The organism is Pseudomonas sp. RW407 (assembly GCF_003176655.1).
GTDB classification, from domain to species: Bacteria; Pseudomonadota; Gammaproteobacteria; order Pseudomonadales; family Pseudomonadaceae; genus Pseudomonas; species Pseudomonas delhiensis.
The window spans coordinates 457,957-478,390 of the sequence record NZ_QGSL01000091.1; the positions used below are offsets into that span (position 1 = coordinate 457,957).

A 20,434-nucleotide genomic window follows, 5' to 3' on the forward strand; every position below is an offset into this window, starting at 1 on the left:
TCTTATCCGCGAATCGCGCCGGTGGTTTCGGCCATCGCGGACAAGGTCCGCTCCTACGGGGAAATGCCGTGCCTCACGGCGGACTGTAGGAGCGGGCCCTGCCCGCGATTCGCGCGCAGGGCGCGCTCCTACAAGGGAACACCGCGGGCGGGGCGGCGTAGGAGCGGATCTTATCCGCGAATCGCGCCGGTGGTTCCGGCCATCGCGGACAAGGTCCGCTCCTACGGGGAAATGCCGTGCCTCACGACAGACTGTAGGAGCGGGCCCTGCCCGCGATTCGCGCGCAGGGCGCGCTCCTACAGGGGAATACCGCGGGTGGGGCGGCGTAGGGCGAATAACCGTTCGCGGTTATCCGCCGCCGGCCGGAACACCGGTGCCCCACGCCGATGCGCCCTTCGTAGGAGCGAGGGGGACGCCTAGTTCTTGCTCGCGAACCGCATGGCACCGCGTTCGTTCGCGAGCAAGCTCGCTCCTACGAAAAGCCACACGATCACCCCTCGCGCTGCGCCGGCGTGGCGATGTCGAACCAGAAGTCGAAGTCGTCCAGCATGCCGAACAGCTTGGCCAGCAGCAGCGGGTTGCCCGAGCTCTTCAGCTTGCCCTGGGCGATCAGCACCACCGGGTTGACCTCCTTGAGCAGCAGGCGGTTGAGGTCGGCGCGGTCGATGGTCACCGTCTGCCCGGCGTCCTCGCTGCGCACCCCGCGGATGTTGTTCAGGTGCGAGTTCTTCAGCTCCAGCAGGTATTCCTGGCCGATGTCCGGCAGCACCAGGTTGATGGCGAAATCCTCGCCCTCGGCCTTGCCGGCGTTCAGGCGCACGCCCAGGTAGTCGAACAGCAGGCCGGTGTCCATGGCCGCCAGGGCGTCGGCGCTGGAGGTCTTCAGCGGCGGCAGGTCGCGCGGCACGCCGTGGCGCAGCTCGTCCGCCGCGGCCAGGTAGCTGTTGCGCCAGCCGGCGTTCTCCGCCTGGTAGCCCAGCTGCTCCAGGGCGTCGGCCTGCAGGCGGCGGGCGGCCTGGTTGCCCGGCTCGGCGAAGACCAGCTTGTTGACCACCTCCACCACCCAGCGGTACTCGCCCTGGTCGAAGGACTTCCGCGCCATCTGCAGCACATGTTCGGCGCCGCCCATGAACTCCACGTACTTCTTCGCCGAATCCTCCGGCGCCAGCGGGTTGAGGGTGGCCGGGTTGCCGTCGTAGTAGCCCAGGTACTTGTTCACCACCGCGCGCACGTTGTGGCTGACCGAGCCGTGGTAGCCGCGGTTGTACCACTCGTTGGCCAGCTCCGGCGGCAGCTGGAAGCGCTCGTGGATCTGGTTGATGGTCACGCCCTGGTTGGCCAGGTGCAGGCTCTGGTCGTTGAGGTAGCCGTAGAGGTCGCGCTGCTTCTCCAGGGTGCGGACGATGTCGTCGTGGCCCCAGCGCGGCCAGTTGTGCACGGCGAACATCACCTCGGCCTGCTTGCCGTAGCGGTGCAGCGCCTCGTTGATGTACTTGCTCCAGCCCAGCGCGTCGCGGACCTCGGCGCCGCGCAGGGTGTAGAGGTTGTGCAGGGTGCCGGTGACGTTCTCGGCCATCAGCAGCGCCTTCTGCTTCGGCAGCCAGACGTTCATCTCCGACGGCGACTCGGTGCCGGGGGTGTTCTGGAAGGCGAGGTCGACGCCGTCGATGCGCAGCTGCTCGTCGGGCTTGTCGATGGTGCGGGTCGGCGCGATCAGGCTCATGGGGCCGTGGGCCACGGCCTTGCCGATGGCCATGTCGACCAGGCCGCGCGGGCCCTGGGGCAGCTGGGTGCCGTACTGGTAGGTGGCGCGGCGCAGCATGGCGTTGCCGGCCAGCACGTTCTCCTTGATGGCCGACTCCATGAAGCCCTTGGGCGCGATGATCTGCACCTCGCCCTTGTCCACCTGCGCCTGGCTCACCAGGCCCTTCACCCCGCCGAAGTGGTCGACGTGGGCGTGGCTGTAGATGATCGCCTTGATCGGCCGCTGCCCCAGCTCCTGGCTGACCAGCGCGTAGGCGGCCCTGGCGGTGGCCGGGGTGGTCAGGGTGTCGATGACGATCCAGCCGCTGTCGCCCTGGACGAAGGTGATGTTGGCCAGGTCGAAGCCGCGCACCTGGTAGATGCCGTCGGCGACCTTGAACAGCCCGTACTTGAGGTTGAGCAGGGCCTGGCGCTGCAGGCTGGGGTTGATGCTGTCGATGTCCCGGCCGGCGTCGAGGAAGCCGAAGCCGCCCAGTTGCCAGGCCACGCTGCCGTCCTCGTTGCGGATCACCAGCTGTTCCGGGCGCTTGATCAGGCCCTGCTCGACGCGGGCGAAGTCGGCGCGGTCACTGAACGGCAGCGCCTCGCGCACCTTCTGCTGCAGGGCCACGGTGAAGGCGCTGGGCGGCTTGGGCGCATCGGCGGGGTCGTCGGCGGCCAGCAGGATGGGCGACAGGCCGGCCAGCAGGACGGCGGCGGAAAGGCGCAGCATGGAAGACTCCGGTTCTTGTTATGGGAATGCCTGGCACTATGCCGGCAGGCGTGCTCATAATTCCAATGCATTCCCTTATCAATTCCGATGCAAATCAAGCATGACCGACCTGCGCCAGCTCCGCCATTTCGTCGCCCTCGCCGAACACGGCCACTTCGCCCGCGCCGCCGAGGCGGTGAACCTCAGCCAGCCGGCGCTCTCGCGCAGCATCCAGGCCCTGGAAAGCCAGCTCGACTGCCGCCTGCTGGACCGCAACCCGCGCGGCATCAGCCTCACCGCCCACGGCCGGTTGGTGCTGGAACACGCCCGCCGGCTGCTGGCCGGCAGCCGCGCGCTGGACAACGCGGTGAGCCAGCTGGGCAACCTGGAGGCCGGCGAGCTGCGCCTGGGCGCCGGCCCCTTCCCCGCCGCGCGCCTGCTGCCGCAGACCCTCGCGGCCTTCAGCCGGGCCCACCCGCGGGTCAGCGTGGCCCTGGCCATCGAGAACTGGCAGGTCCTGCACCGGCGCCTGCTGGACGACGAGCTGGAGCTGTTCGTCGCCGACTGCCGCGAACTGCAGGACGACCCGCGCCTGGATATCCACCCGCTGCGGGTGCACGACAGCCTGCTGTTCTGCCGCCCCGGCCACCCGCTGCTGGCCCGCGGGCCACTGGCGATCGACGACCTGCGCGCCTACCCGCTGGCCGGCCCGCGCCTGCCGCGTGACGCCCAGCAGCGCCTGGCGCACACCCTGGGCCGCGAACAGCCGCTGGACGTGCAGTGCGACGACGTGCTGATGCTCAAGGAACTGGTGCGCGGCAGCGACGTGCTCTGCCTGGCGGTGGCCGACGTGGTGGCCGCCGACGTCGCAGGCGGGCGCCTGGCCACCCTGGCCTGGCCGCGCCAGGCCGGCGACGCCGCGCTGCGCGGCTCGGCCTACGGCCTGGTGCGCCACGCCAGCCGCAGCCTGTCGCCGGCGGCGCAGGCCTTCGTCGAACGGCTGCTGGAGGTCGACGGCCAGCCCACCGAGGGCCCGGCGCAGAACGACTGACGGCACCCTCGGGTGCCGTCGGCGATGGCATCAGCGACGCCAGTAGTAGCCGGGGGCCGGCGCGTAGCGCGGCGGCGGCGGAGGCGGCGCGTAGTAGCGGTGGCCGCCGCGCCAGCCACCGTGGTCGTGTTCGTAGACCACGCAGCCGGACAGCGGCAGGAACAACATCAGGGCAACGAGAAGACGACGCATGGCTAACTCCTGATCGGCATCCGCTTCGAATCAGCGGCTTATACGATCAGACCCGACGCCCCGGCGGCGGTGCCCGGCCGCAGGGTAAAGCTTATGTAAATCACCTATTTACCTCAGGGCAGGCAGGTGCAGGACGCCGAAGAACAGCACCTGCAGGCGTTCCAGCCAGGGCTGCGGGCGCGCCTTCAGGCGCCGGCCCAGCAGCAGCACCTCACCGGCGTGCACCACCAGCAGTACGACCGAGAGCAGCAGCAGCGGGCGGTACAGCTCGCCGAAGGGGTACAGCAGGTTGACCGCGGCGGCCAGCCAGAACATGGCCAGCGCGCCCTTGGCGAAGGACAGCAGGTGCGACATGGGCGACTCCGATGGAGTGGATGGTCCGTGCAGTCTGCCGCGGGCCGTGCGCCGGCCGACACCGACTTTCGACTGGCGCACCAGGATGTGGCGGCGTGCTTCATCAGGGCGCATGGCGGGGCGGCGAAACCCTCTTCGCGGCGGAGCCGGCCCTTCTGCCATGGGCACTGCGCGAAGTTGGCACGCCCCTCGCTTTGTCTGCGACGTGCAGGAATCGTCCGCCAACGCGGGCCGGCGGCACCACAATTCGAAAATGGATGGCTAGGGTTCCGGCTCGCATGGCGAGCGACTGGTCCGAGAGCCATCGACCTCCAGCGAGGTTACACGGCGGGACAAAAGCCCGGGAGAAGAGCGCGACATAGCCGCCCGACTCCTGCCCGCCCGACAACCAACCGGAGGTTCCCCATGCGCAAGCCCCGTCTGCCCGCCCTGCTCGCCGCAGCCCTGACAGCCCTAAGCCTCGGCGCCTCCGCCGCGCCCAAGGACAGCTTCAACCTCTGCTGGACCATCTATGCCGGCTGGATGCCCTGGGAATACGCCGCCAGCCACGGCATCGTCGACAAGTGGGCGAAGAAGTACGGCATCCACATCAAGGTCACCCAGCTCAACGACTACATCGAGTCGATCAACCAGTACACCGCCGGCCAGTTCGACGGCTGCACCATGACCAACATGGACGCCCTGACCATCCCCGCCGCCGGCGGCGTGGACTCCACCGCGCTGATCGTCAGCGACTTCTCCAACGGCAACGACGGCATCGTGGTCAAGGGCGAGGGCAAGAGCGTCGCCGACCTCAAGGGCCTGGACGTCAACCTGGTGGAGCTGTCGGTATCGCACTACCTGCTCGCCCGCGCCCTGGAATCCGCCGGGCTGAGCGAGAAGGACATCAAGACCGTCAACACCTCCGACGCCGACATCGCCGCCGCCTTCAACACCGACCAGGTGCAGGCGGTGACCACCTGGAACCCGATGCTCGCCGAAGCCCGCGCCAAGCCCGGCACCAGCGAGGTGTTCGATTCCAGCAAGGTGCCCGGCGAGATCATGGACATGATGGTGGTCAACAGCCAGACGCTGAAGGACAACCCGGCCCTGGGCAAGGCCCTGGCCGGTGCCTGGTTCGAGACGGTGGCGCTGATGAAGGCCGAGGACGCGCAAGGCAAGGCGGCCCTGGAACACATGGCCAAGGCCTCCGGCACCGACCTCGCCGGCTACCAGGCGCAGCTGGCCACCACCAAGCTGTTCGCCACCCCGGCCGAGGCCCTGGCCTTCGCCACCAGCCCGGCGCTGGCGGAAACCATGCAGCGCGTCGCCAGGTTCTCCTTCGCCCACGGCCTGCTCGGCGAGGGCGCCAAGAGCGCCGACGCGGTGGGCATGAGCTTCGCCGGCGGCGCCAGCTACGGCGACGCCGGCAACCTCAAGCTGCGCTTCGACCCGACCTACGTGCAGCTGGCGGCCGACGGCAAGCTCTGACACGCCAACGCTCACGCTTTTCGTAGGAGCGAGCTTGCTCGCGAACGCCCCCGCACCCAAGGCATCAAGCGGGTTCGCGAGCGAGCTCGCTCCTACAGGAAGCAACCCCCGACAGACAGGTAGGGAACCATGCGCCTGATCAACCTCCACCCCCAGCGCGGCGGCCGCCTGTTCCTGGTGCTGCTGCCCTTCGCCCTGCTGCTGTTCGCCTACCTCACCGGCTCGGCGACGCGGCTGGCGGAAAACCCCAACGACAAGCTGCTGCCCAGCGCCGCGCAGATGGTCGACGCCGTCGAGCGCCTGGCGTTCAGCGAAGACAAGCGCACCGGCGAAGTGCTGTTCTGGGGCGATACCGGCGCCAGCCTGCAGCGCCTGGCCCTGGGCCTGGGCATCGCTGCCCTGCTCGGCCTGGTGCTGGGCATCGCCGCCGGCGCCGTGCCGCTGTTCGGCGCGCCGCTGTCGCCGCTGCTCACGGTGCTGTCGATGATCCCGCCGCTGGCGATCCTGCCGGTACTGTTCATCGTCTTCGGCCTGGGCGAGCTGTCCAAGGTGGTGCTGATCGTCATCGGCATCGCCCCGTGCATCGCCCGCGACATCGAGCAGCGCGCCCGGGAAATCCCCGGCGAGCTGCTGATCAAGGCGCAGACCCTCGGCGCCAGCACCTGGACGCTGATCCTGCGCGTGGTGCTGCCGCAGCTGCTGCCGCGCCTGCTGGTCTCGCTGCGGCTGATGCTCGGCTCGGCCTGGCTGTTCCTCATCGCCGCCGAGGCCATCGCCGCCACCGACGGCCTGGGCTACCGCATCTTCCTCGTGCGCCGCTACCTGGCCATGGACGTGATCCTGCCCTACGTGCTGTGGATCACCCTGCTCGCCTGGCTGATGGACTGGGCCCTGCGCCTGCTCACCCGGCGCGCCTTCCCCTGGTACGAAGGAGGCAAGGCATGAGCTTCATCGACGTGAGGAACGTCTGGCAGGAGTACGCCGACAACGTCATCCTCGAACGCCTGAACCTGAGCGTCGCCGAGGGCGAGTTCTGCACCCTGGTCGGCGCCTCCGGCTGCGGCAAGTCGACCTTCCTGCGCCTGCTGCTCGGCCAGGAACGCCCCAGCCGCGGCGAACTGCTGCTGGACGGCAAGCGCCTGGCCGCCGAACCCGACCCGAGCCGCGGCGTGGTGTTCCAGCGCTACTCGGTGTTCCCGCACCTGAGCGTGCTCGACAACGTCGCCCTGGGCCTGGAACTGCCACGGGCGAAGCTGCTCGGCCGGCTGTTCGGCGCGGCCAAGCGCCAGGCCCGCGAGGAAGCCGCCGCGCTGCTGCAGAAAGTCGGCCTCGGCCACGCCCTGGACAAATACCCCAGCGCGCTTTCCGGCGGCATGCAGCAGCGCCTGGCCATCGCCCAGGCGCTGGTGATGAAGCCCCGCGTGCTGCTGCTGGACGAACCCTTCGGCGCCCTCGACCCGGGCATCCGCAAGGACATGCACGAGCTGCTGCTGCAGCTCTGGCAGGAAACCCGGCTGACCGTCTTCATGGTCACCCACGACCTCGCCGAGGGCTTCAGCCTGGGCACCCGCCTGCTGGTCTTCGACAAGGTCCGCCACGACCCGCAGGCGCCCAACGCCTACGGCGCGCGCATCACCTACGACATCCCGCTCAACGCCGACCGCCGCCTCGCCCGCAGCCAGCTCCCCGCGCCCCTGGCGGCGCGCCTGGAGCAGCCGGCCGCGCCGGTGATCACCCCGGCCTACTGAGGAACCCCCCATGCCCGCATCCCTCGCCCTGCGTCCCACCCTCTACGAAGAAACCGTCCCCGGCGGCGGCCACACCTCCTTCGTCCTCAAGCGCGGCCAGCTGCTGCGCCTGACCGACCTCGAAGGCGGCGGCAACCTCAGCCTGCTGCTGTTCAACGCCCAGGAGAAAAGCGAACGGCTGAACCTGCCCGACAGCCTCAAGGCCCAGCACACCGCCAGGCTGACCGCCGGCCACTGCCTGTACTCGGACATGGGCCGGGTGCTGGCGGCCATCACCGCCGACAGCTGCGGCTGGCACGACAGCTTCGGCGGCGTGCTCAACGCCGCCGAGGTGCTGGAGAAGTACGGCCAGGGCCGCTACCAGGAACTGCGCAACGGCTTCCACCGCAACGGCGTGGACAACCTGCTGGTGGAAATGGGCAAGTGGGACATGCGCCTGCAGGACCTGCTGATGTGCCTGAACCTGTTCAGCCGGGTGGACGTCGACGCCGACGGCTGCTTCCGCTTCGCCGCGGGCAACTCGCAGGCCGGCGACTACGTCGAGCTGTACGCGCCGATGGACACCCTGGTGGTGCTCACCGCCCTGCAGCACCCGCTGGACCCGAACCCGCAATACGCGCCCAAGCCCATCGGCCTGAGCTGGCACAAGGTCGAGTCCGACGGCATCAGCGTGCTCTGCCGCACCTCGCGCGCGGAAAACGGCCGCGGCTTCCACAACACCGAACGCCTGTTCATCTGATTGGAAGAGACAGAGGACACTTGCATGCCCATCACCCACAGCGCCAAGCACCCCGAAGCCGCCGTCTCGCGCACCCCGATCGCCGCCGGCGAACCCAGCCTCACCGAACTCAAGGCCGGTCAGACCCTGCGCATCCTCGACCTGGAAGGCAACCAGGCGGTCGACACCCTGTTCTACAACGCCGGCAACCCGCGCGAGCGCTACGACGTGCAGCGCACCCTGCGCAAACAGGGCAGCGTCTACCTGTCCACCGGCAGCGTGCTCTACTCCAACCTCGGCAACCCGATGCTGACCATCGTCGCCGACACCTGCGGCCGCCACGACACCCTCGGCGGCGCCTGCGCCCAGGAAAGCAACACCGTGCGCTACGCCCTGGACAAGCGCTACATGCACAGCTGCCGCGACAACTTCCTGCGCGCGGCCCTGCACGACGGCCGCCTGGGCAAGGCCGACATCAGCCACAACATCAACTTCTTCATGAACGTGCCGGTCACCGCCGAAGGCGGCCTGACCTTCGAGGACGGCATCTCCGGCGCCGGCAAGTACGTCGAGCTGCTCGCGCACATGGACATCATCGTGCTGATCTCCAACTGCCCGCAGCTGAACAACCCGTGCAACGGCTGGAACCCGACGCCGGCGGAGTTGCTGGTATGGGACTAGGGCGGCGGCAAGCTGCAAGCGGCAGGCTGCAAGCGGTTCGGCGCTGGTTGTGGCTGCTGTGCCAGAGCCGCTCGGGACAATGCAGCCCCGCGCTCCGAACCGCCCTTCGTAGGAGCGAGCTTGCTCGCGAACAAGCTCCCCTGACACCCCGGCGCTAATCCGGTTCGCGAGCAAGCTCGCTCCTACAAAAGCGTCAGCTCCACGGACGACCGTGGTGCACACCGACTGACGGCGGGACGGCCCGCCACCCCATGGGGATTTCCTCATGTTCGACAAGCTCCTGATCGCCAACCGCGGCGCCATCGCCTGCCGCATCCTGCGGACGCTTCGTGAACTGCGCGTAGGCGGCGTGGCGGTCTATGCCGAAGCCGATGCCGCCAGCCTGCACGTGCAGCAGGCCGACGAGGCCTTCGAGCTGGGCGCCGGCCCCGCCGCCGGCACTTACCTCGCGGTCGAGAAAATCCTCGCCGCCGCCCGCGAAAGCGGCGCCACGGCCATCCATCCCGGCTACGGCTTCCTCTCCGAGAACGCCGCCTTCGCCGAAGCCTGCGAGGCCGCCGGCATCGCCTTCGTCGGCCCCACCCCGGAGCAGTTGCGGCTATTCGGCCTGAAGCACACCGCCCGCGCCCTGGCCCGCGAACAGGGCGTGCCGATGCTCGAAGGCACCGACCTGCTGGAAGACCTCGACGCCGCCCTCGCCGCCGGCGAGCAGGTCGGCTACCCGGTGATGCTCAAGAGCACCGCCGGCGGCGGCGGCATCGGCATGCGCGTGTGCCGTTCGGCGCAGGAACTGGTGGACGCCTTCGACGCGGTGAAGCGCCTGGGGCAGAACAACTTCAGCGACGCCGGGGTGTTCATCGAGAAGTACATCCAGCGCGCCCGCCACCTGGAGGTGCAGGTGTTCGGCGATGGCGCCGGCGAGGTCGTCGCCCTCGGCGTGCGCGACTGCTCGGTGCAGCGGCGCAACCAGAAGGTGCTGGAGGAAACCCCGGCGCCGAACCTGCCGGCCGGCATGGCCGACGAACTCTGCGCGGCGGCGATCAAGCTGGCCAGGGCGGTCAGCTACCGCAGCGCCGGCACCGTGGAGTTCGTCTACGACAGCGAGGCCGAGCGCTTCTACTTCCTCGAAGTGAACACCCGCCTGCAGGTGGAGCACGGCGTCACCGAGCAGGTCTGGGGCGTCGACCTGGTGCGCTGGATGATCGAGCTGGCGGCCGGCGAACTGCCGCCGCTGGGCGAACTGGCCGCCGCACTCGAGCCCTCGGGCCATGCCATCCAGGCGCGGCTGTACGCCGAGGACCCGGGCCGCGACTTCCAGCCCAGCCCCGGCCTGCTCACCGCGGTCGCCTTCCCGCCGGCCGACGGCCAGGCCCTGCGCATCGACACCTGGGTCGAGGCCGGCTGCGAGATTCCGCCTTACTTCGACCCGATGATCGCCAAGCTGATCGCCTGGGCGCCCAGCCGCGCCGACGCCAGCACCGCGCTGGACCAGGCCCTGGCCGAAACCCTGCTGTACGGCGTGGAAAGCAACCGCGCCTACCTGCGCCAGATCATCGCCGACGCCCCCTTCGCCAGCGGCTCGCCCTGGACCCGCTGCCTGGAGGGCCTGCGCTACCGCGCCGAGACTCTCGAAGTCCTCTCCGCCGGCACCCAGACCAGCGTCCAGGACTACCCCGGTCGCCTCGGCTACTGGGCCGTGGGCGTGCCGCCCTCGGGGCCGATGGACGACCGCGCGCTGCGCCTGGGCAACCGCCTGCTGGGCAACCCCGAGGGCGCGGCGGCGCTGGAGATCACCCTCAGCGGCCCGACTCTGCGCTTCAACACCGACGCCGTGGTGGCCGTCACCGGCGCGCCCCTCGCCGTGCAGCTGGACGGCCGCGAACAGCCCATGGACACCAGCCTGTTCATCCCCGCCGGCACCACCCTCAGCCTCGGCGCCATCGCCGGCGCCGGAGCGCGCAGCTACCTGTGCCTGCGCGGCGGCCTGCAGCTGCCGGACTACCTCGGCAGCAAGAGCACCTTCACCCTCGGCCAGTTCGGCGGCCACGGCGGCCGCGCCCTGCGCGCCGGCGACGTGCTGCACCTGGCGCCGCTCTCCGACGCCCGCCATGGCCAGAGCCTGCCCGCCGAACTGCGCACCGAGCTGCCGGCGCTGCGGCGCATCCGCGTCATCTACGGCCCCCACGGCGCGCCGGAATACTTCACCCCGGCGTACATCCAGACCTTCTTCGCCACCGCCTGGGAAGTCCACTTCAACTCCAGCCGCACCGGCGTGCGGCTGATCGGGCCGAAACCGGAATGGGTGCGCGACAGCGGCGGCGAGGCCGGCCTGCACCCGTCGAACATCCACGACAACCCCTACGCCATAGGCGCGGTGGACTTCACCGGCGACATGCCGGTGATCCTCGGCCCCGACGGCCCCAGCCTGGGCGGCTTCGTCTGCCCGGTGACGGTGATCGAGGCCGACCTCTGGCAACTCGGCCAGCTCAAGGCTGGCGACAAGGTGCGTTTCGAACCCGTAGACATCCCCACCGCCCGCGCCCTGGCCGCTCTTCGTAGGAGCGAGCTTGCTCGCGAACCCGATGCCGATGCCGAACCGTTCGCGAGCAAGAGCTGGGGCGCCCCCCTCGCTCCTACAAGAGCAGCAGCGCTGACCTCCCCCATCGTCCTCGACCTCGGCCAGGCCGACACCCGCCTGGTCGCCCGCCTCGCCGGCGACACCCACCTGCTGCTGGAGATCGGCCAGCCCGAGCTGGACCTGGTGCTGCGCTTCCGCGCCCACGCGCTGATGCAGGCCCTGGAAGCCCTGGCGCTGCCCGGGGTGATCGACCTCACCCCGGGCATCCGCTCGCTGCAGGTGCACTACCAGCCCGAGACGCTGTCCCTGGCGCAACTGCTGGAAACCGTCGCCGGGCTGTGGGACGAAGTCTGCGCGGCGCGCGACCTCAAGGTACCCTCGCGGATCGTCCACCTGCCGCTGTCCTGGGACGACCCGGCCTGCCAGCTGGCCATCGAGAAATACATGACCACGGTGCGCAAGGACGCGCCCTGGTGCCCGAGCAACCTGGAGTTCATCCGCCGCATCAACGAACTGCCGGACCTGGAGGCGGTGTACCGCACGGTGTTCGAGGCCAGCTACCTGGTCATGGGCCTGGGCGACGTCTACCTGGGCGCCCCGGTGGCCACCCCGCTGGACCCGCGCCACCGCCTGGTGACCACCAAGTACAACCCGGCGCGCACCTGGACCGCCGAGAACTCGGTGGGCATCGGCGGCGCCTACCTCTGCGTGTACGGCATGGAAGGCCCCGGCGGCTACCAGTTCGTCGGCCGCACCCTGCAGATGTGGAACCGCTACCGCGAGGTCGCGGCCTTCGCCGGCAAGCCCTGGCTGCTGCGCTTCTTCGACCAGATCCGCTTCTACCCGGTGAGCGCCGAGGAACTGCTGCGCATCCGCCGCGACTTCCCGCTGGGCCGCTACCCGCTGCGCGTGGAGGAAAGCGAGCTGTGCCTGGCTGACTACCAGGCCTTCCTCGCCGCCGAAGCCGACAGCATCGAAGCCTTCCGCGGCCACCAGCGCGCCGCCTTCGACGCCGAGCGGCAACGCTGGATCGCCTCCGGCCAGGCCCACTTCGACAGCGAGGAGGTCGCCCCCGAACTGGGCGAAGACGCGCCCCTGGGCGCCGGCCAGCACGCCATCGAAAGCCACGTCGCCGGCAACCTCTGGCAGGTGCAGGTGGCCGAGGGCGCCAGCGTCAAGGCCGGCGACACCCTGGTGATCCTCGAGTCGATGAAGATGGAGATCCCCCTGACCGCCCCGCGCGACGGCGTGGTCCGCGAGGTCCGCGTGCAGCCCGGCTCGCCGGTGCGGGCGGGGCAGCGGGTAGTGGTGCTGGAGGAGGCTTGAACAGGCGCGCCAAGCAAGAGCAAAGAGCCCCTCTCCCCAGCCCTCTCCCGCAAGCGGGAGAGGGAGCCGTTCGGAGCGGGGGTGAAGATTCGATTCATCCTGCAACCACGGCCCGGTCCGTGGTTCGAACCCGACACCACGCCGAGCCGCTCTTCCCCCTCTCCCTTCAGGGAGAGGGCCGGGGAGAGGGTTGCCGGCCCAGAACTGGAATCCCGAGCATGCCCCACACCTTCGACCTCCGCCTCGCCACCCTCCGCGCCGCCTACCGCGAAGGCCGCGCCACCCCGCGCCGGCTGATCGCCGAGCTGCGCGACAGGGCCGCCGCGCTGAACCCCGACTACCACCTGTTCATCCACCTGCTCACCCCGGCGGAACTTGAGCCCTACCTGGCCGCGCTGGACGGCCGCTCGCCCGACGAGCTGCCGCTGTACGGCATCCCCTTCGCCATCAAGGACAACATCGACCTGGCCGGCATCCCCACCACCGCCGCCTGCCCGGCCTTCGCCTACGTCCCGGAAGCGTCGGCCAGCCTGGTGCAGCGCCTGGTCGAGCTGGGCGCCGTGCCCCTGGGCAAGACCAACCTCGACCAGTTCGCCACCGGCCTCAACGGCACCCGCTCACCCTACGGCGAATGCCGCAACAGCGTGCTGCCGGACTACCCCTCCGGCGGCTCCAGCGCCGGTTCCTCGCTGGCCGTGGCGCTGGGCGTGGCGAGCTTCGCCCTGGGCACCGACACCGCCGGCTCCGGCCGCGTGCCGGCGGCGCTGAACAACCTGGTGGGGCTCAAGCCGAGCAAGGGCCTGTTGTCCAACCACGGCCTGGTGCCGGCCTGCCGCACCCTGGACTGCATCAGCTACTTCACCGCCACCGCGGCCGAGGCCAGCGAACTGCTCGCCCTGACCGCCCGCCACGACCCGCGGGACGCCTACAGCCGCGCCAACCCGGCGTGGAACGACGGCAGCGCCTTCGGTACGCCCAGGCCCTTCCGCTTCGGCGTACCGCGCGCGCAGGACCTCGAGTTCTTCGGCTGCACGCAAGGCCCGGCGCTCTTCGCCCGGGCCATCGAGCAACTGCGCGGCATCGGCGGCACGCCGCTGGAAGTCGACTTCTCGCCCTTCCTCGAAGCCGCCCGCCTGCTCTACGAAGGCCCCTGGGTGGCGGAGCGCTACAGCGTCGCCGGCGAGCTGATCGAGCGCGATCCCAACGCGGTGCTGCCGGTGATCCGCGCCGTGCTGGAAAAGGCTCCCGGCGCCAGCGCCGTGCAACTGTTCCGCGCGCAGTACCGCCTGCAGGAGCTCAAGGCGCATTGCGACGCGATCATGGCCGAGCTGGACTGCATGCTCACCCCCACCATCGGTCGCCCGGTGCCCCTCGCCGAGCTGCACGCCGAGCCGGTGCTGCGCAACGCCGAACTGGGCTACTACACCAACTTCATGAACCTGCTGGACTACGCCGCCCTGGCCCTGCCCAGCGCCTTCATGGCCAACGGCCTGCCCTGGGGCCTGACGCTGTTCGGCCGGGTGTTCAGCGACCAGTACCTGCTCGGCCTGGGCGACGCCTTGCAGCGCGCCAGCGAGCTGCCCCTGGTCGGTGGCAACACCCTGGCCGGCCCGGCGCCCAAGGCCCCGGCGCGCAACGACCACGCACGCCTGGTGGTGTGCGGCGCGCACCTGGACGGCCTGGCGCTCAACGGGCAGTTGCGCCAGCGCGGCGCGCGCCTGCTGCAGGCCACCCACAGCGCGCCGGCCTACAGGCTGTATGCCCTGGCCGGCGGCCCGCCGCTGCGCCCGGGCATGCTGCGGGTGGCCGAGGGCGGCGTGGCCATCGAGGTGGAAGTCTGGGAGCTGCCCAGCGCCGAGCTGGGCTCCTTCCTCACCGGCATCCCGGCGCCCCTGGGCCTGGGCAAGGTGGAGCTGGCCGACGGCAGCTGGGAGACCGGCTTCATCTGCGACGCCTGGGGCCTGGCCGGCGCCGAGGACATCAGCGCCTGCGGCGGCTGGCGCGCCTGGCTCGCCAGCCGCGGCTGAGCGCCGCAGTGGAGCGCCGCCGTGGGAGTCGCTAGAGTGGAAGAGTGACCGCCCCCACTCCACCGGATGAACGCACTCGCAGGATGGGTTGAGCCTGCGAAACCCATGCTGCCGTGATGATGGGTATCGCTTCGCTCAACCCATCCTACGAAAAGCGATTCGGTGCAGTCGGCAAGACAGTTGCTCCTACGAGGTGCTCCATGCCCACGCTCAGCCATCACGACGCCCAGCAGCGGGTCAATGACATCCACGCCTTCACCCGCGAGCTGCAGCGCCTGGGCGAGGAAGGCGCGCTGAGCCTGGACGCGGCCCAGCGCGAGGGCCTGCAGGCGCACCACCTGCGCCTGCTGGACAGCTACCGCGAACAGTTCGACATCGACCGCGACAGCCAGGACAGCCGCCTGTCCCTGGGCATGCGCATCGCCTCCTTCCTCGGCGCGCTGGCCCTGGCGGCCAGCCTGTTCTTCCTCTTCTACCAGTTCTGGGGCCTGTTCGGCGAAGCCGTGCAGGTGGCCATCCTCATCGGCGCCTCGCTGCTCACCCTGCTGGCCACCTTCTGGCTGCAGCGCCGCGACGCCTCGGGCTACTTCGCCAAGCTGGCGGCCATGCTGGCCTTCGCCGCGCTGGTGCTGAACATCAGCATGCTCGGGCAGATCTTCAACATCACCCCGTCCGAGCGTGCCCTGCTGCCCTGGGCGGCCTACGCCCTGCTGCTGGCCTACCTGTGCGACGCGCGCCTGCTGCTGGCCGCCGGGCTGCTCTGCCTGATGGGCTTCATCGCCGCGCGCATCGGCACCTGGAGCGGCGTCTACTGGCTGGACGCGGGCGAGCGCCCGGAGAACTTCTTCCCCGCCGCCGTGCTGGTGTTCCTGGTGCCGCTGGCGTTCGAGCAGCGCCGCTTCGACGGCTTCGCCGCGCTGTACCGGGTGTTCGGCCTGCTGGCGCTATTCGTCCCCATGCTGGTGCTGGCCAACTGGGGCAACGGCAGCTACCTGCCCTTCGCCCCGCACCGCGTCGAGGGGCTGTACCAGGTGCTCGGCTTCGCCTGCGCCGCCGCGGCCATCTGGCTAGGCGCGCACCGCGAGTGGCCGGAGGTGGTCAACACGGGCCTGGCGTTCTTCGTCATCTTCCTCTTCACCAAGTTCTACGACTGGTGGTGGGAGGTGCTGCCCAAGTACCTGTTCTTCCTCGCCCTGGGCGTGGCGGCGGTGCTGATCCTGCTGTTCCTGCGCTACCTGCGCAACGCCCACGGCCTGCTGGGAGGACGCCTGTGATGAACTTCACCCGCAACCACGGCCTGCTGCTGGGCCTGGGCCTGATCCTGCTGAGCAACGCCGCCGCCCTCGGCGCCGCGGCCTGGAACCGCAGCGGCGAGCCGGACAGCCGCCTGAGCCTCGGCGAGCGCGAGCTGCAGCGCAACAGCGACTGGCACCGCGAGAACAGCGGCGTCAGCCTGCGCCTGCTGTGGCGCATCCCGGGCGACGAGGCCAACGCCGCCTGGGCGCCGCGCATCCCCCTGGAGACCATGCGCGCGCTGGGCTTCCAGGTGCCCGGCAAGGTCGACCGCGACAGCGCCCTGGCCTTCGACCGCCAGCAGGCCCGCGACGCCCTGCTGGTGCTGGAGCTGGACGGCCCGCTGTACCAGCGCGAGCTGGGCCTGGCCCGCGAGCGCCTGGCCCAGGCGGAGAAGCGCCTGGCCGCCAGCCCCGACGACGTGCACCTGAAGAGCGAACGCGACTTCCAGCGCAACGCCCTGGACAACGAGGAACAGCGCGCCAGCCGGCTGTTCCTGGCCGACGCCGGCACCGACCTGCAGGCCCTGCGCCAGCGCTACCCGGACCGCCAGCGCTACGCCATCGTCCACGGCCAGGTGCGGCCCATCTCGCTGTACCGCAACCGCGCCTGGGCCCTGGGCGGCAGCGCCAGCACCGAGGGCGTGCGCGCGCTCAACGTGCCGCAGCGCTGGCACGACGAACTGGAGGGCCTGGCCCCGCGCGCCGAGCAGCGCGCGGCCCAGGAGCAGCCACAGCCCTTCGGCGCCGAGGTGGCCTTCGGCCAGCGCCTGGAACCCTGGATCGAGCAGATCCAGGCGCGCTGAGCGGGCCTGGCCAGGTGCCAGCAGGACTTTGGGCCTAATACCTATTGCACATTGCGCCACCGCGCCAGCGGGCTAAGGTGAAACACAGGCCCTGCCGATATCCGCGACGGAGCCCGTGCCAGTTGTAATGTCTCGAGGACTGCTCCCTTCCTCCCAGCCCCGCCACCCGGCGGGGCTTTTCTTCATGGCCTGGCACTCCCCTTGCTTGAGCTTCCCCGGCACGGCCCAACGGCGGGTCGTCCACCGACACCGGCGTCCCTTCGCCCGCCCGTCGCGGCGCGAAGCGGCGCCTTTTTGCCCCGAGGTAGCGATGACCGACATTACCGCCAAGCTGCACCCACTGGCCTGGGTCGCCGGCTCCGATGCACCAGAAAAGAGCGTGCTCGACCTGGGCTTCATGGCCCTGAGCGACGCCGCCTCGCTGATAGTCGCAGCCACCCAGGGCTTCGCCCAGCCCTACGGGCTGACACTCAACCTGCACCGCCAGGGTTCCTGGGCCATGCTCCGCGACGGCCTGCTCGGCGGCCAGCTGGATGCCGCCCATTGCCTGTACGGGCTGGTCTACGGCGTGCAGCTGGGCATCGGCGGGGTGCCGGCCACCGACATGGCGGTGCTCATGGGCCTGTGCCAGAACGGCCAGGCGATCAACCTCTCCGCCGCCCTGCAGCGCGACGGCGTGACCAGCGCCGATGCCCTGCGCCAACTGGTCCTGGGCCAGGGCGCGCGGCTGACCCTGGCGCACACCTTCCCCACCGGCACCCACGCCCTGTGGCTCTACTACTGGCTGGCCAGCCTGGGCATCCACCCGCTGCGCGACGTCGACACCCTGGTGGTGCCCCCCACGCAGATGGTCGAGCACCTGCGCGCCGGGCGCATCGACGGCTTCTGCGCCGGCGGGCCCTGGGGCGCCCTGGCCATCGACGAAGGCATGGGCTTCACCGTCGCCACCAGCCAGTCCATCTGGCCGGACCACCCGGAGAAGGTCCTGGGCGCCACCCGCGCCTTCGTCGAGGAGTGCCCCAACGCCGCCCGCGCCCTGGTCATGGCCCTGCTCGACGCCAGCCGCTTCATCGAGGCCAGCGAAGAGAACCTGCGCGGCACCGCCCAGCTGATCAGCGGCAGCGACTACCTCGACGCGCCCCTGGCGAGCATCGAGCCACGCCTGCTCGGCCACTACCAGGACGGCCTCGGCCACGCCTGGAAGGACGCCCACCCGCTGCGCTTCCACGACGCCGGGCGGGCCAACCAGCCCTGGCTGTCCGATGGTCTCTGGTTCATCACCCAGTTCCGCCGCTGGGGCCTGCTGCGCGGGGAGCCGGACTACCAGGCCGTCGCCGCGCAGGTGCAGCAGCAGGCGCTGTACCGCGAGGCCGCCCGGGCCCTGGGCATCGCCGTGGACGAGCGCGGCCTGCGCAGCTCGACGCTGATCGACGGCAAGCCCTGGAACGGCGAGGACCCGGCCGGCTACGCCCGCGGCTTCGCCCTGCACGCCCTGAACGACGCCTGAGGGAACTGCGAAGATGCGCATCCTGCTGATCAACGACACCGCGAGCAAGGTCGGGCGCCTGCACGCCGCCCTGGTCGAGGCCGGTTTCGAGGTGCTCGACGAGTCCGGCCTGAGCGTCGACCTGCCGGCGCGGGTCCAGGCCCTGCACCCGGACGTCATCCTCATCGACAGCGCCTCGCCCGGCCGCGACGTGCTGGAGCAGGTGGTGCTGGTGAGCCGCGACCGGCCCCGGCCCATCGTCCTGTTCACCGACGAGCACGACCCCCAGGTGATGCGCCAGGCCATCCGCTCCGGGGTCAGCGCCTACATCGTCGAAGGCATCCAGGCCGCGCGCCTGCAGCCGATCCTCGAAGTGGCCATGGCCCGCTTCGAGAGCGACCAGGCCCTGCGCGCCCAGTTGCAGGCCCGCGAGCAACAGCTGGCCGAACGCAAGCGCATCGAGCTGGCCAAGGGGCTGCTGATGAAGATGAAGGACTGCCCCGAGGAAGAGGCCTATACCCTGATGCGCCGCCAGGCCATGAGCCGCCAGCAGAAGCTGGTGCAGGTGGCCGAGCAGATCATCGCGATGCACGAAATGTTGGGGCACTGACACGCGGCCAGTGGCCAGCGGCGGCACCGCGCGATCACCGCGCCAGCGCCGCTGCTGGCCCAGCCCGCGAGCGAAGCGGCCTATGCTGCCGCCGCCCCGCCCCACCGGCGGGGCCAGCATCCGCTTCCGCCGCCTACGCGGAAGCCCGCAGTGGGCGTGCGCGGCCAGGCACCCGGACGCCCATCCGTCAGCGCCGGCGCGCCGGCCCGAAAGAGGCACCCCATGCTCGACATCAGTACCTGGAACCTCAGCGTTCCCACCGACCCCAGGCCCACCGAGGTCACCACCCAGCAGATCGCCCGCGGCTACCAGAGCCACTTCTTCACCCGCAACAGCGCGCGCATGAGCTTCTGGGTGCCGGTCACCGGCTCGCACACCTCCGACAGCGTCTTCCCGCGCAGCGAACTGCGCGAGACGCTGCCCGACGGCTCCATCTACAACTGGTACTACCGCGCCGCCGACAACGAGCTGCGCGCCACCCTGGCGGTGGAGCAGGTGCCGTCGAAGAACAAGGTGATCATCGGCCAGATCCACAGCAAGTCGCCCTACAGCAACGACGGCGAGCCGCTGGTCAAGTTGCAGTACCACTACATCCCCGGCCAGGAAAGCGGCCGCATCGAGGCCCTGGTGCGCAACCACCCCGACGATTCCGCCGTGGTCAACGTGCCCCTGCTCAACGGCGTGCAGCTGGGCGAGCGCATCACCTACAGCCTGCGCGTCACCTCCTCGGGCAACCTGGGCATCCGCGCGCGCAGCGCCGACGGCGCGGAGAACTACTACAGCAAGGCGCTCAGCAGCACCTGGTCGAAGCAGCTGCTGTACTTCAAGGCCGGCGCCTACATCGCCGACAACTACGGCCCCAGCGACGAGGGCGCGCGGGTGACCTTCTACCACATCAACATCGCCCACCGCTGAAATCACCCGCCGGCAGGATGCCCGGGCGGGCCGCCAGGGCCTAGAATCGGCGCCTCCCTTCCACCGCTTCGCGCAAGGTACCCATGGCCCGCCTCGACCTGCAGTTCCCCGAGGAACTGTTCTGCTACCAGACCCAGCTGACCGTCCGCGTCACCGACATCAACGGCGCCCGCCACCTGGGCAACGACTCCATGATCTCGATGATCTCCGAGGCCCGCGCGCGCTTCCTGTTCGACTTCGGCATCAGCGAGGGCGTCGGCGCGGACGGCATCGGCATCATCGTCACCGACCTGGCCACCACCTACCGCGCCGAGGCCCATGCCCGCGACCGCCTGCTGTTCGAGGTGGGCGTGATGGACTTCAACAGGTACGGCGGCGACATCATCTTCCGCATCAGCCGCCCGGCCGACGGCACCCTGGTGGCCATGGCCAAGTCCGGCTTCGTGTTCTTCGACTACCGCCAGCGCAAGGTGGTGCCCATGCCCGAAGCCATGCGCACGGCCTTCCCGGCGGTCAACCGGGTGGACTGAGCGCCCCATCGGCGGGCACCGGGCCCGCCCCGGCGCCCCCTTCTGGTTCGCCCGCGCGCCGGGCGGCCGGCCAGGTACCCGATTCCACGCCACTTGCGCGGTTGGCCCGGCCCTTGCTGGGGCCCCTGCGGTGGCGATCAACGGCGATCCCCCATTCACACGACAAAGGCGTCGCATCCGCACCTGCCCCCCGGG

General features: G+C 70.3%; 17 protein-coding genes and 1 riboswitch. Of the genes, 14 read left to right on the top strand and 3 right to left on the bottom strand.

What is annotated here, in order from left to right; translation table 11 throughout:
- Positions 1-490 precede the first annotated feature (490 nt).
- The gene (locus tag DK254_RS14390; RefSeq protein WP_109934300.1) at positions 491-2,476 is read right to left on the bottom strand and encodes an alkyl/aryl-sulfatase; all 1,986 of its coding nucleotides are present in this window, start codon (positions 2,474-2,476) and stop codon (positions 491-493) included.
- Between the two features lie 100 nt (positions 2,477-2,576).
- Here DK254_RS14390 and DK254_RS14395 point away from each other — a divergent pair, with 100 nt between their 5' ends.
- On the top strand, positions 2,577-3,506 hold the full coding sequence (locus DK254_RS14395) for a LysR family transcriptional regulator (protein WP_109934301.1): 930 nt from the start codon (positions 2,577-2,579) through the stop codon (positions 3,504-3,506).
- Positions 3,507-3,536: 30 nt separating this feature from the next.
- On the opposite strand, the gene DK254_RS34365 is transcribed toward DK254_RS14395, so the two are convergent.
- Together DK254_RS34365 and DK254_RS14400 are read right to left on the bottom strand one after the other, a co-directional pair.
- The gene (locus DK254_RS34365; RefSeq protein ID WP_177412063.1) at positions 3,537-3,698 is read right to left on the bottom strand and encodes a hypothetical protein; all 162 of its coding nucleotides are present in this window, start codon (positions 3,696-3,698) and stop codon (positions 3,537-3,539) included.
- A gap of 108 nt (positions 3,699-3,806) precedes the next feature.
- A complete protein-coding gene (locus tag DK254_RS14400) occupies positions 3,807-4,052 on the bottom strand; it encodes a DUF1145 domain-containing protein (protein WP_109934302.1) in 246 nt (81 codons plus the stop codon).
- A 250-nt stretch (positions 4,053-4,302) separates the two neighbouring features.
- A riboswitch (guanidine-I (ykkC/yxkD leader) is annotated at positions 4,303-4,401 on the top strand.
- A 56-nt stretch (positions 4,402-4,457) separates the two neighbouring features.
- Here DK254_RS14400 and DK254_RS14405 point away from each other — a divergent pair.
- The 13 genes from DK254_RS14405 (at position 4,458) to DK254_RS14465 (ending at position 20,239) form a co-directional block, all read left to right on the top strand.
- On the top strand, positions 4,458-5,522 hold the full coding sequence (locus DK254_RS14405; RefSeq protein ID WP_109934303.1) for a putative urea ABC transporter substrate-binding protein: 1,065 nt from the start codon (positions 4,458-4,460) through the stop codon (positions 5,520-5,522).
- 129 nt (positions 5,523-5,651) lie between these two features.
- Complete coding sequence (locus tag DK254_RS14410) at positions 5,652-6,467, top strand: ABC transporter permease (protein WP_109934304.1); 816 nt, start codon at positions 5,652-5,654, stop codon at positions 6,465-6,467.
- Positions 6,464-7,270, top strand: a complete 807-nt coding sequence (locus DK254_RS14415; protein ID WP_109934305.1) for an ABC transporter ATP-binding protein — start codon at positions 6,464-6,466, stop codon at positions 7,268-7,270. Before DK254_RS14410 ends, DK254_RS14415 begins: the two co-directional genes overlap by 4 nt.
- A 10-nt stretch (positions 7,271-7,280) precedes the next feature.
- The gene (locus tag DK254_RS14420; RefSeq protein WP_109934306.1) at positions 7,281-8,009 is read left to right on the top strand and encodes an urea amidolyase associated protein UAAP1; all 729 of its coding nucleotides are present in this window, start codon (positions 7,281-7,283) and stop codon (positions 8,007-8,009) included.
- 24 nt (positions 8,010-8,033) lie between these two features.
- Complete coding sequence (locus DK254_RS14425) at positions 8,034-8,669, top strand: urea amidolyase associated protein UAAP2 (RefSeq protein WP_109934307.1); 636 nt, start codon at positions 8,034-8,036, stop codon at positions 8,667-8,669.
- A gap of 265 nt (positions 8,670-8,934) precedes the next feature.
- Positions 8,935-12,573, top strand: a complete 3,639-nt coding sequence (uca, locus tag DK254_RS14430) for an urea carboxylase (protein ID WP_109934308.1) — start codon at positions 8,935-8,937, stop codon at positions 12,571-12,573.
- Between the two features lie 218 nt (positions 12,574-12,791).
- Positions 12,792-14,600: an allophanate hydrolase gene (gene atzF / locus DK254_RS14435; RefSeq protein WP_109934309.1), complete on the top strand. Its 1,809-nt coding sequence runs from the start codon at positions 12,792-12,794 to the stop codon at positions 14,598-14,600.
- Between the two features lie 200 nt (positions 14,601-14,800).
- Entirely contained in the window at positions 14,801-15,874 is a 1,074-nt protein-coding gene (locus DK254_RS14440) for a DUF2157 domain-containing protein (RefSeq protein ID WP_089391932.1), read from the top strand.
- Entirely contained in the window at positions 15,874-16,698 is an 825-nt protein-coding gene (locus DK254_RS14445; RefSeq protein ID WP_109934310.1) for a DUF4824 family protein, read from the top strand. Before DK254_RS14440 ends, DK254_RS14445 begins: the two co-directional genes overlap by 1 nt.
- A gap of 310 nt (positions 16,699-17,008) precedes the next feature.
- Positions 17,009-18,205: a CmpA/NrtA family ABC transporter substrate-binding protein gene (locus DK254_RS14450; protein ID WP_109934311.1), complete on the top strand. Its 1,197-nt coding sequence runs from the start codon at positions 17,009-17,011 to the stop codon at positions 18,203-18,205.
- Between the two features lie 13 nt (positions 18,206-18,218).
- Positions 18,219-18,794 carry an ANTAR domain-containing response regulator gene (locus DK254_RS14455; protein WP_109934312.1) on the top strand — a complete coding sequence of 192 codons (576 nt, stop codon included), beginning with the start codon at positions 18,219-18,221 and terminating at the stop codon, positions 18,792-18,794.
- A gap of 222 nt (positions 18,795-19,016) precedes the next feature.
- Positions 19,017-19,709, top strand: coding sequence for a polysaccharide lyase family 7 protein (locus DK254_RS14460; RefSeq protein ID WP_089391936.1), 693 nt, complete (start codon positions 19,017-19,019; stop codon positions 19,707-19,709).
- A gap of 83 nt (positions 19,710-19,792) precedes the next feature.
- The gene (locus tag DK254_RS14465; protein ID WP_109934313.1) at positions 19,793-20,239 is read left to right on the top strand and encodes a thioesterase family protein; all 447 of its coding nucleotides are present in this window, start codon (positions 19,793-19,795) and stop codon (positions 20,237-20,239) included.
- The last annotated feature ends 195 nt before the right edge of the window (positions 20,240-20,434 follow it).

Excerpts from the sequence above, each read along its gene's own strand:
- DK254_RS14390 (WP_109934300.1), bottom strand. The coding sequence starts at position 2,476 with ATGCTGCGCCTTTCCGCCGCCGTCCTGCTGGCCGGCCTGTCGCCCATC.
- DK254_RS14395 (WP_109934301.1), top strand. The coding sequence starts at position 2,577 with ATGACCGACCTGCGCCAGCTCCGCCATTTCGTCGCCCTCGCCGAACAC.
- DK254_RS34365 (WP_177412063.1), bottom strand. The coding sequence starts at position 3,698 with ATGCGTCGTCTTCTCGTTGCCCTGATGTTGTTCCTGCCGCTGTCCGGC.
- DK254_RS14400 (WP_109934302.1), bottom strand. The coding sequence starts at position 4,052 with ATGTCGCACCTGCTGTCCTTCGCCAAGGGCGCGCTGGCCATGTTCTGG.
- DK254_RS14405 (WP_109934303.1), top strand. The coding sequence starts at position 4,458 with ATGCGCAAGCCCCGTCTGCCCGCCCTGCTCGCCGCAGCCCTGACAGCC.
- DK254_RS14410 (WP_109934304.1), top strand. The coding sequence starts at position 5,652 with ATGCGCCTGATCAACCTCCACCCCCAGCGCGGCGGCCGCCTGTTCCTG.
- DK254_RS14415 (WP_109934305.1), top strand. The coding sequence starts at position 6,464 with ATGAGCTTCATCGACGTGAGGAACGTCTGGCAGGAGTACGCCGACAAC.
- DK254_RS14420 (WP_109934306.1), top strand. The coding sequence starts at position 7,281 with ATGCCCGCATCCCTCGCCCTGCGTCCCACCCTCTACGAAGAAACCGTC.
- DK254_RS14425 (WP_109934307.1), top strand. The coding sequence starts at position 8,034 with ATGCCCATCACCCACAGCGCCAAGCACCCCGAAGCCGCCGTCTCGCGC.
- uca (WP_109934308.1), top strand. The coding sequence starts at position 8,935 with ATGTTCGACAAGCTCCTGATCGCCAACCGCGGCGCCATCGCCTGCCGC.
- atzF (WP_109934309.1), top strand. The coding sequence starts at position 12,792 with ATGCCCCACACCTTCGACCTCCGCCTCGCCACCCTCCGCGCCGCCTAC.
- DK254_RS14440 (WP_089391932.1), top strand. The coding sequence starts at position 14,801 with ATGCCCACGCTCAGCCATCACGACGCCCAGCAGCGGGTCAATGACATC.
- DK254_RS14445 (WP_109934310.1), top strand. The coding sequence starts at position 15,874 with ATGAACTTCACCCGCAACCACGGCCTGCTGCTGGGCCTGGGCCTGATC.
- DK254_RS14450 (WP_109934311.1), top strand. The coding sequence starts at position 17,009 with ATGACCGACATTACCGCCAAGCTGCACCCACTGGCCTGGGTCGCCGGC.
- DK254_RS14455 (WP_109934312.1), top strand. The coding sequence starts at position 18,219 with ATGCGCATCCTGCTGATCAACGACACCGCGAGCAAGGTCGGGCGCCTG.
- DK254_RS14460 (WP_089391936.1), top strand. The coding sequence starts at position 19,017 with ATGCTCGACATCAGTACCTGGAACCTCAGCGTTCCCACCGACCCCAGG.
- DK254_RS14465 (WP_109934313.1), top strand. The coding sequence starts at position 19,793 with ATGGCCCGCCTCGACCTGCAGTTCCCCGAGGAACTGTTCTGCTACCAG.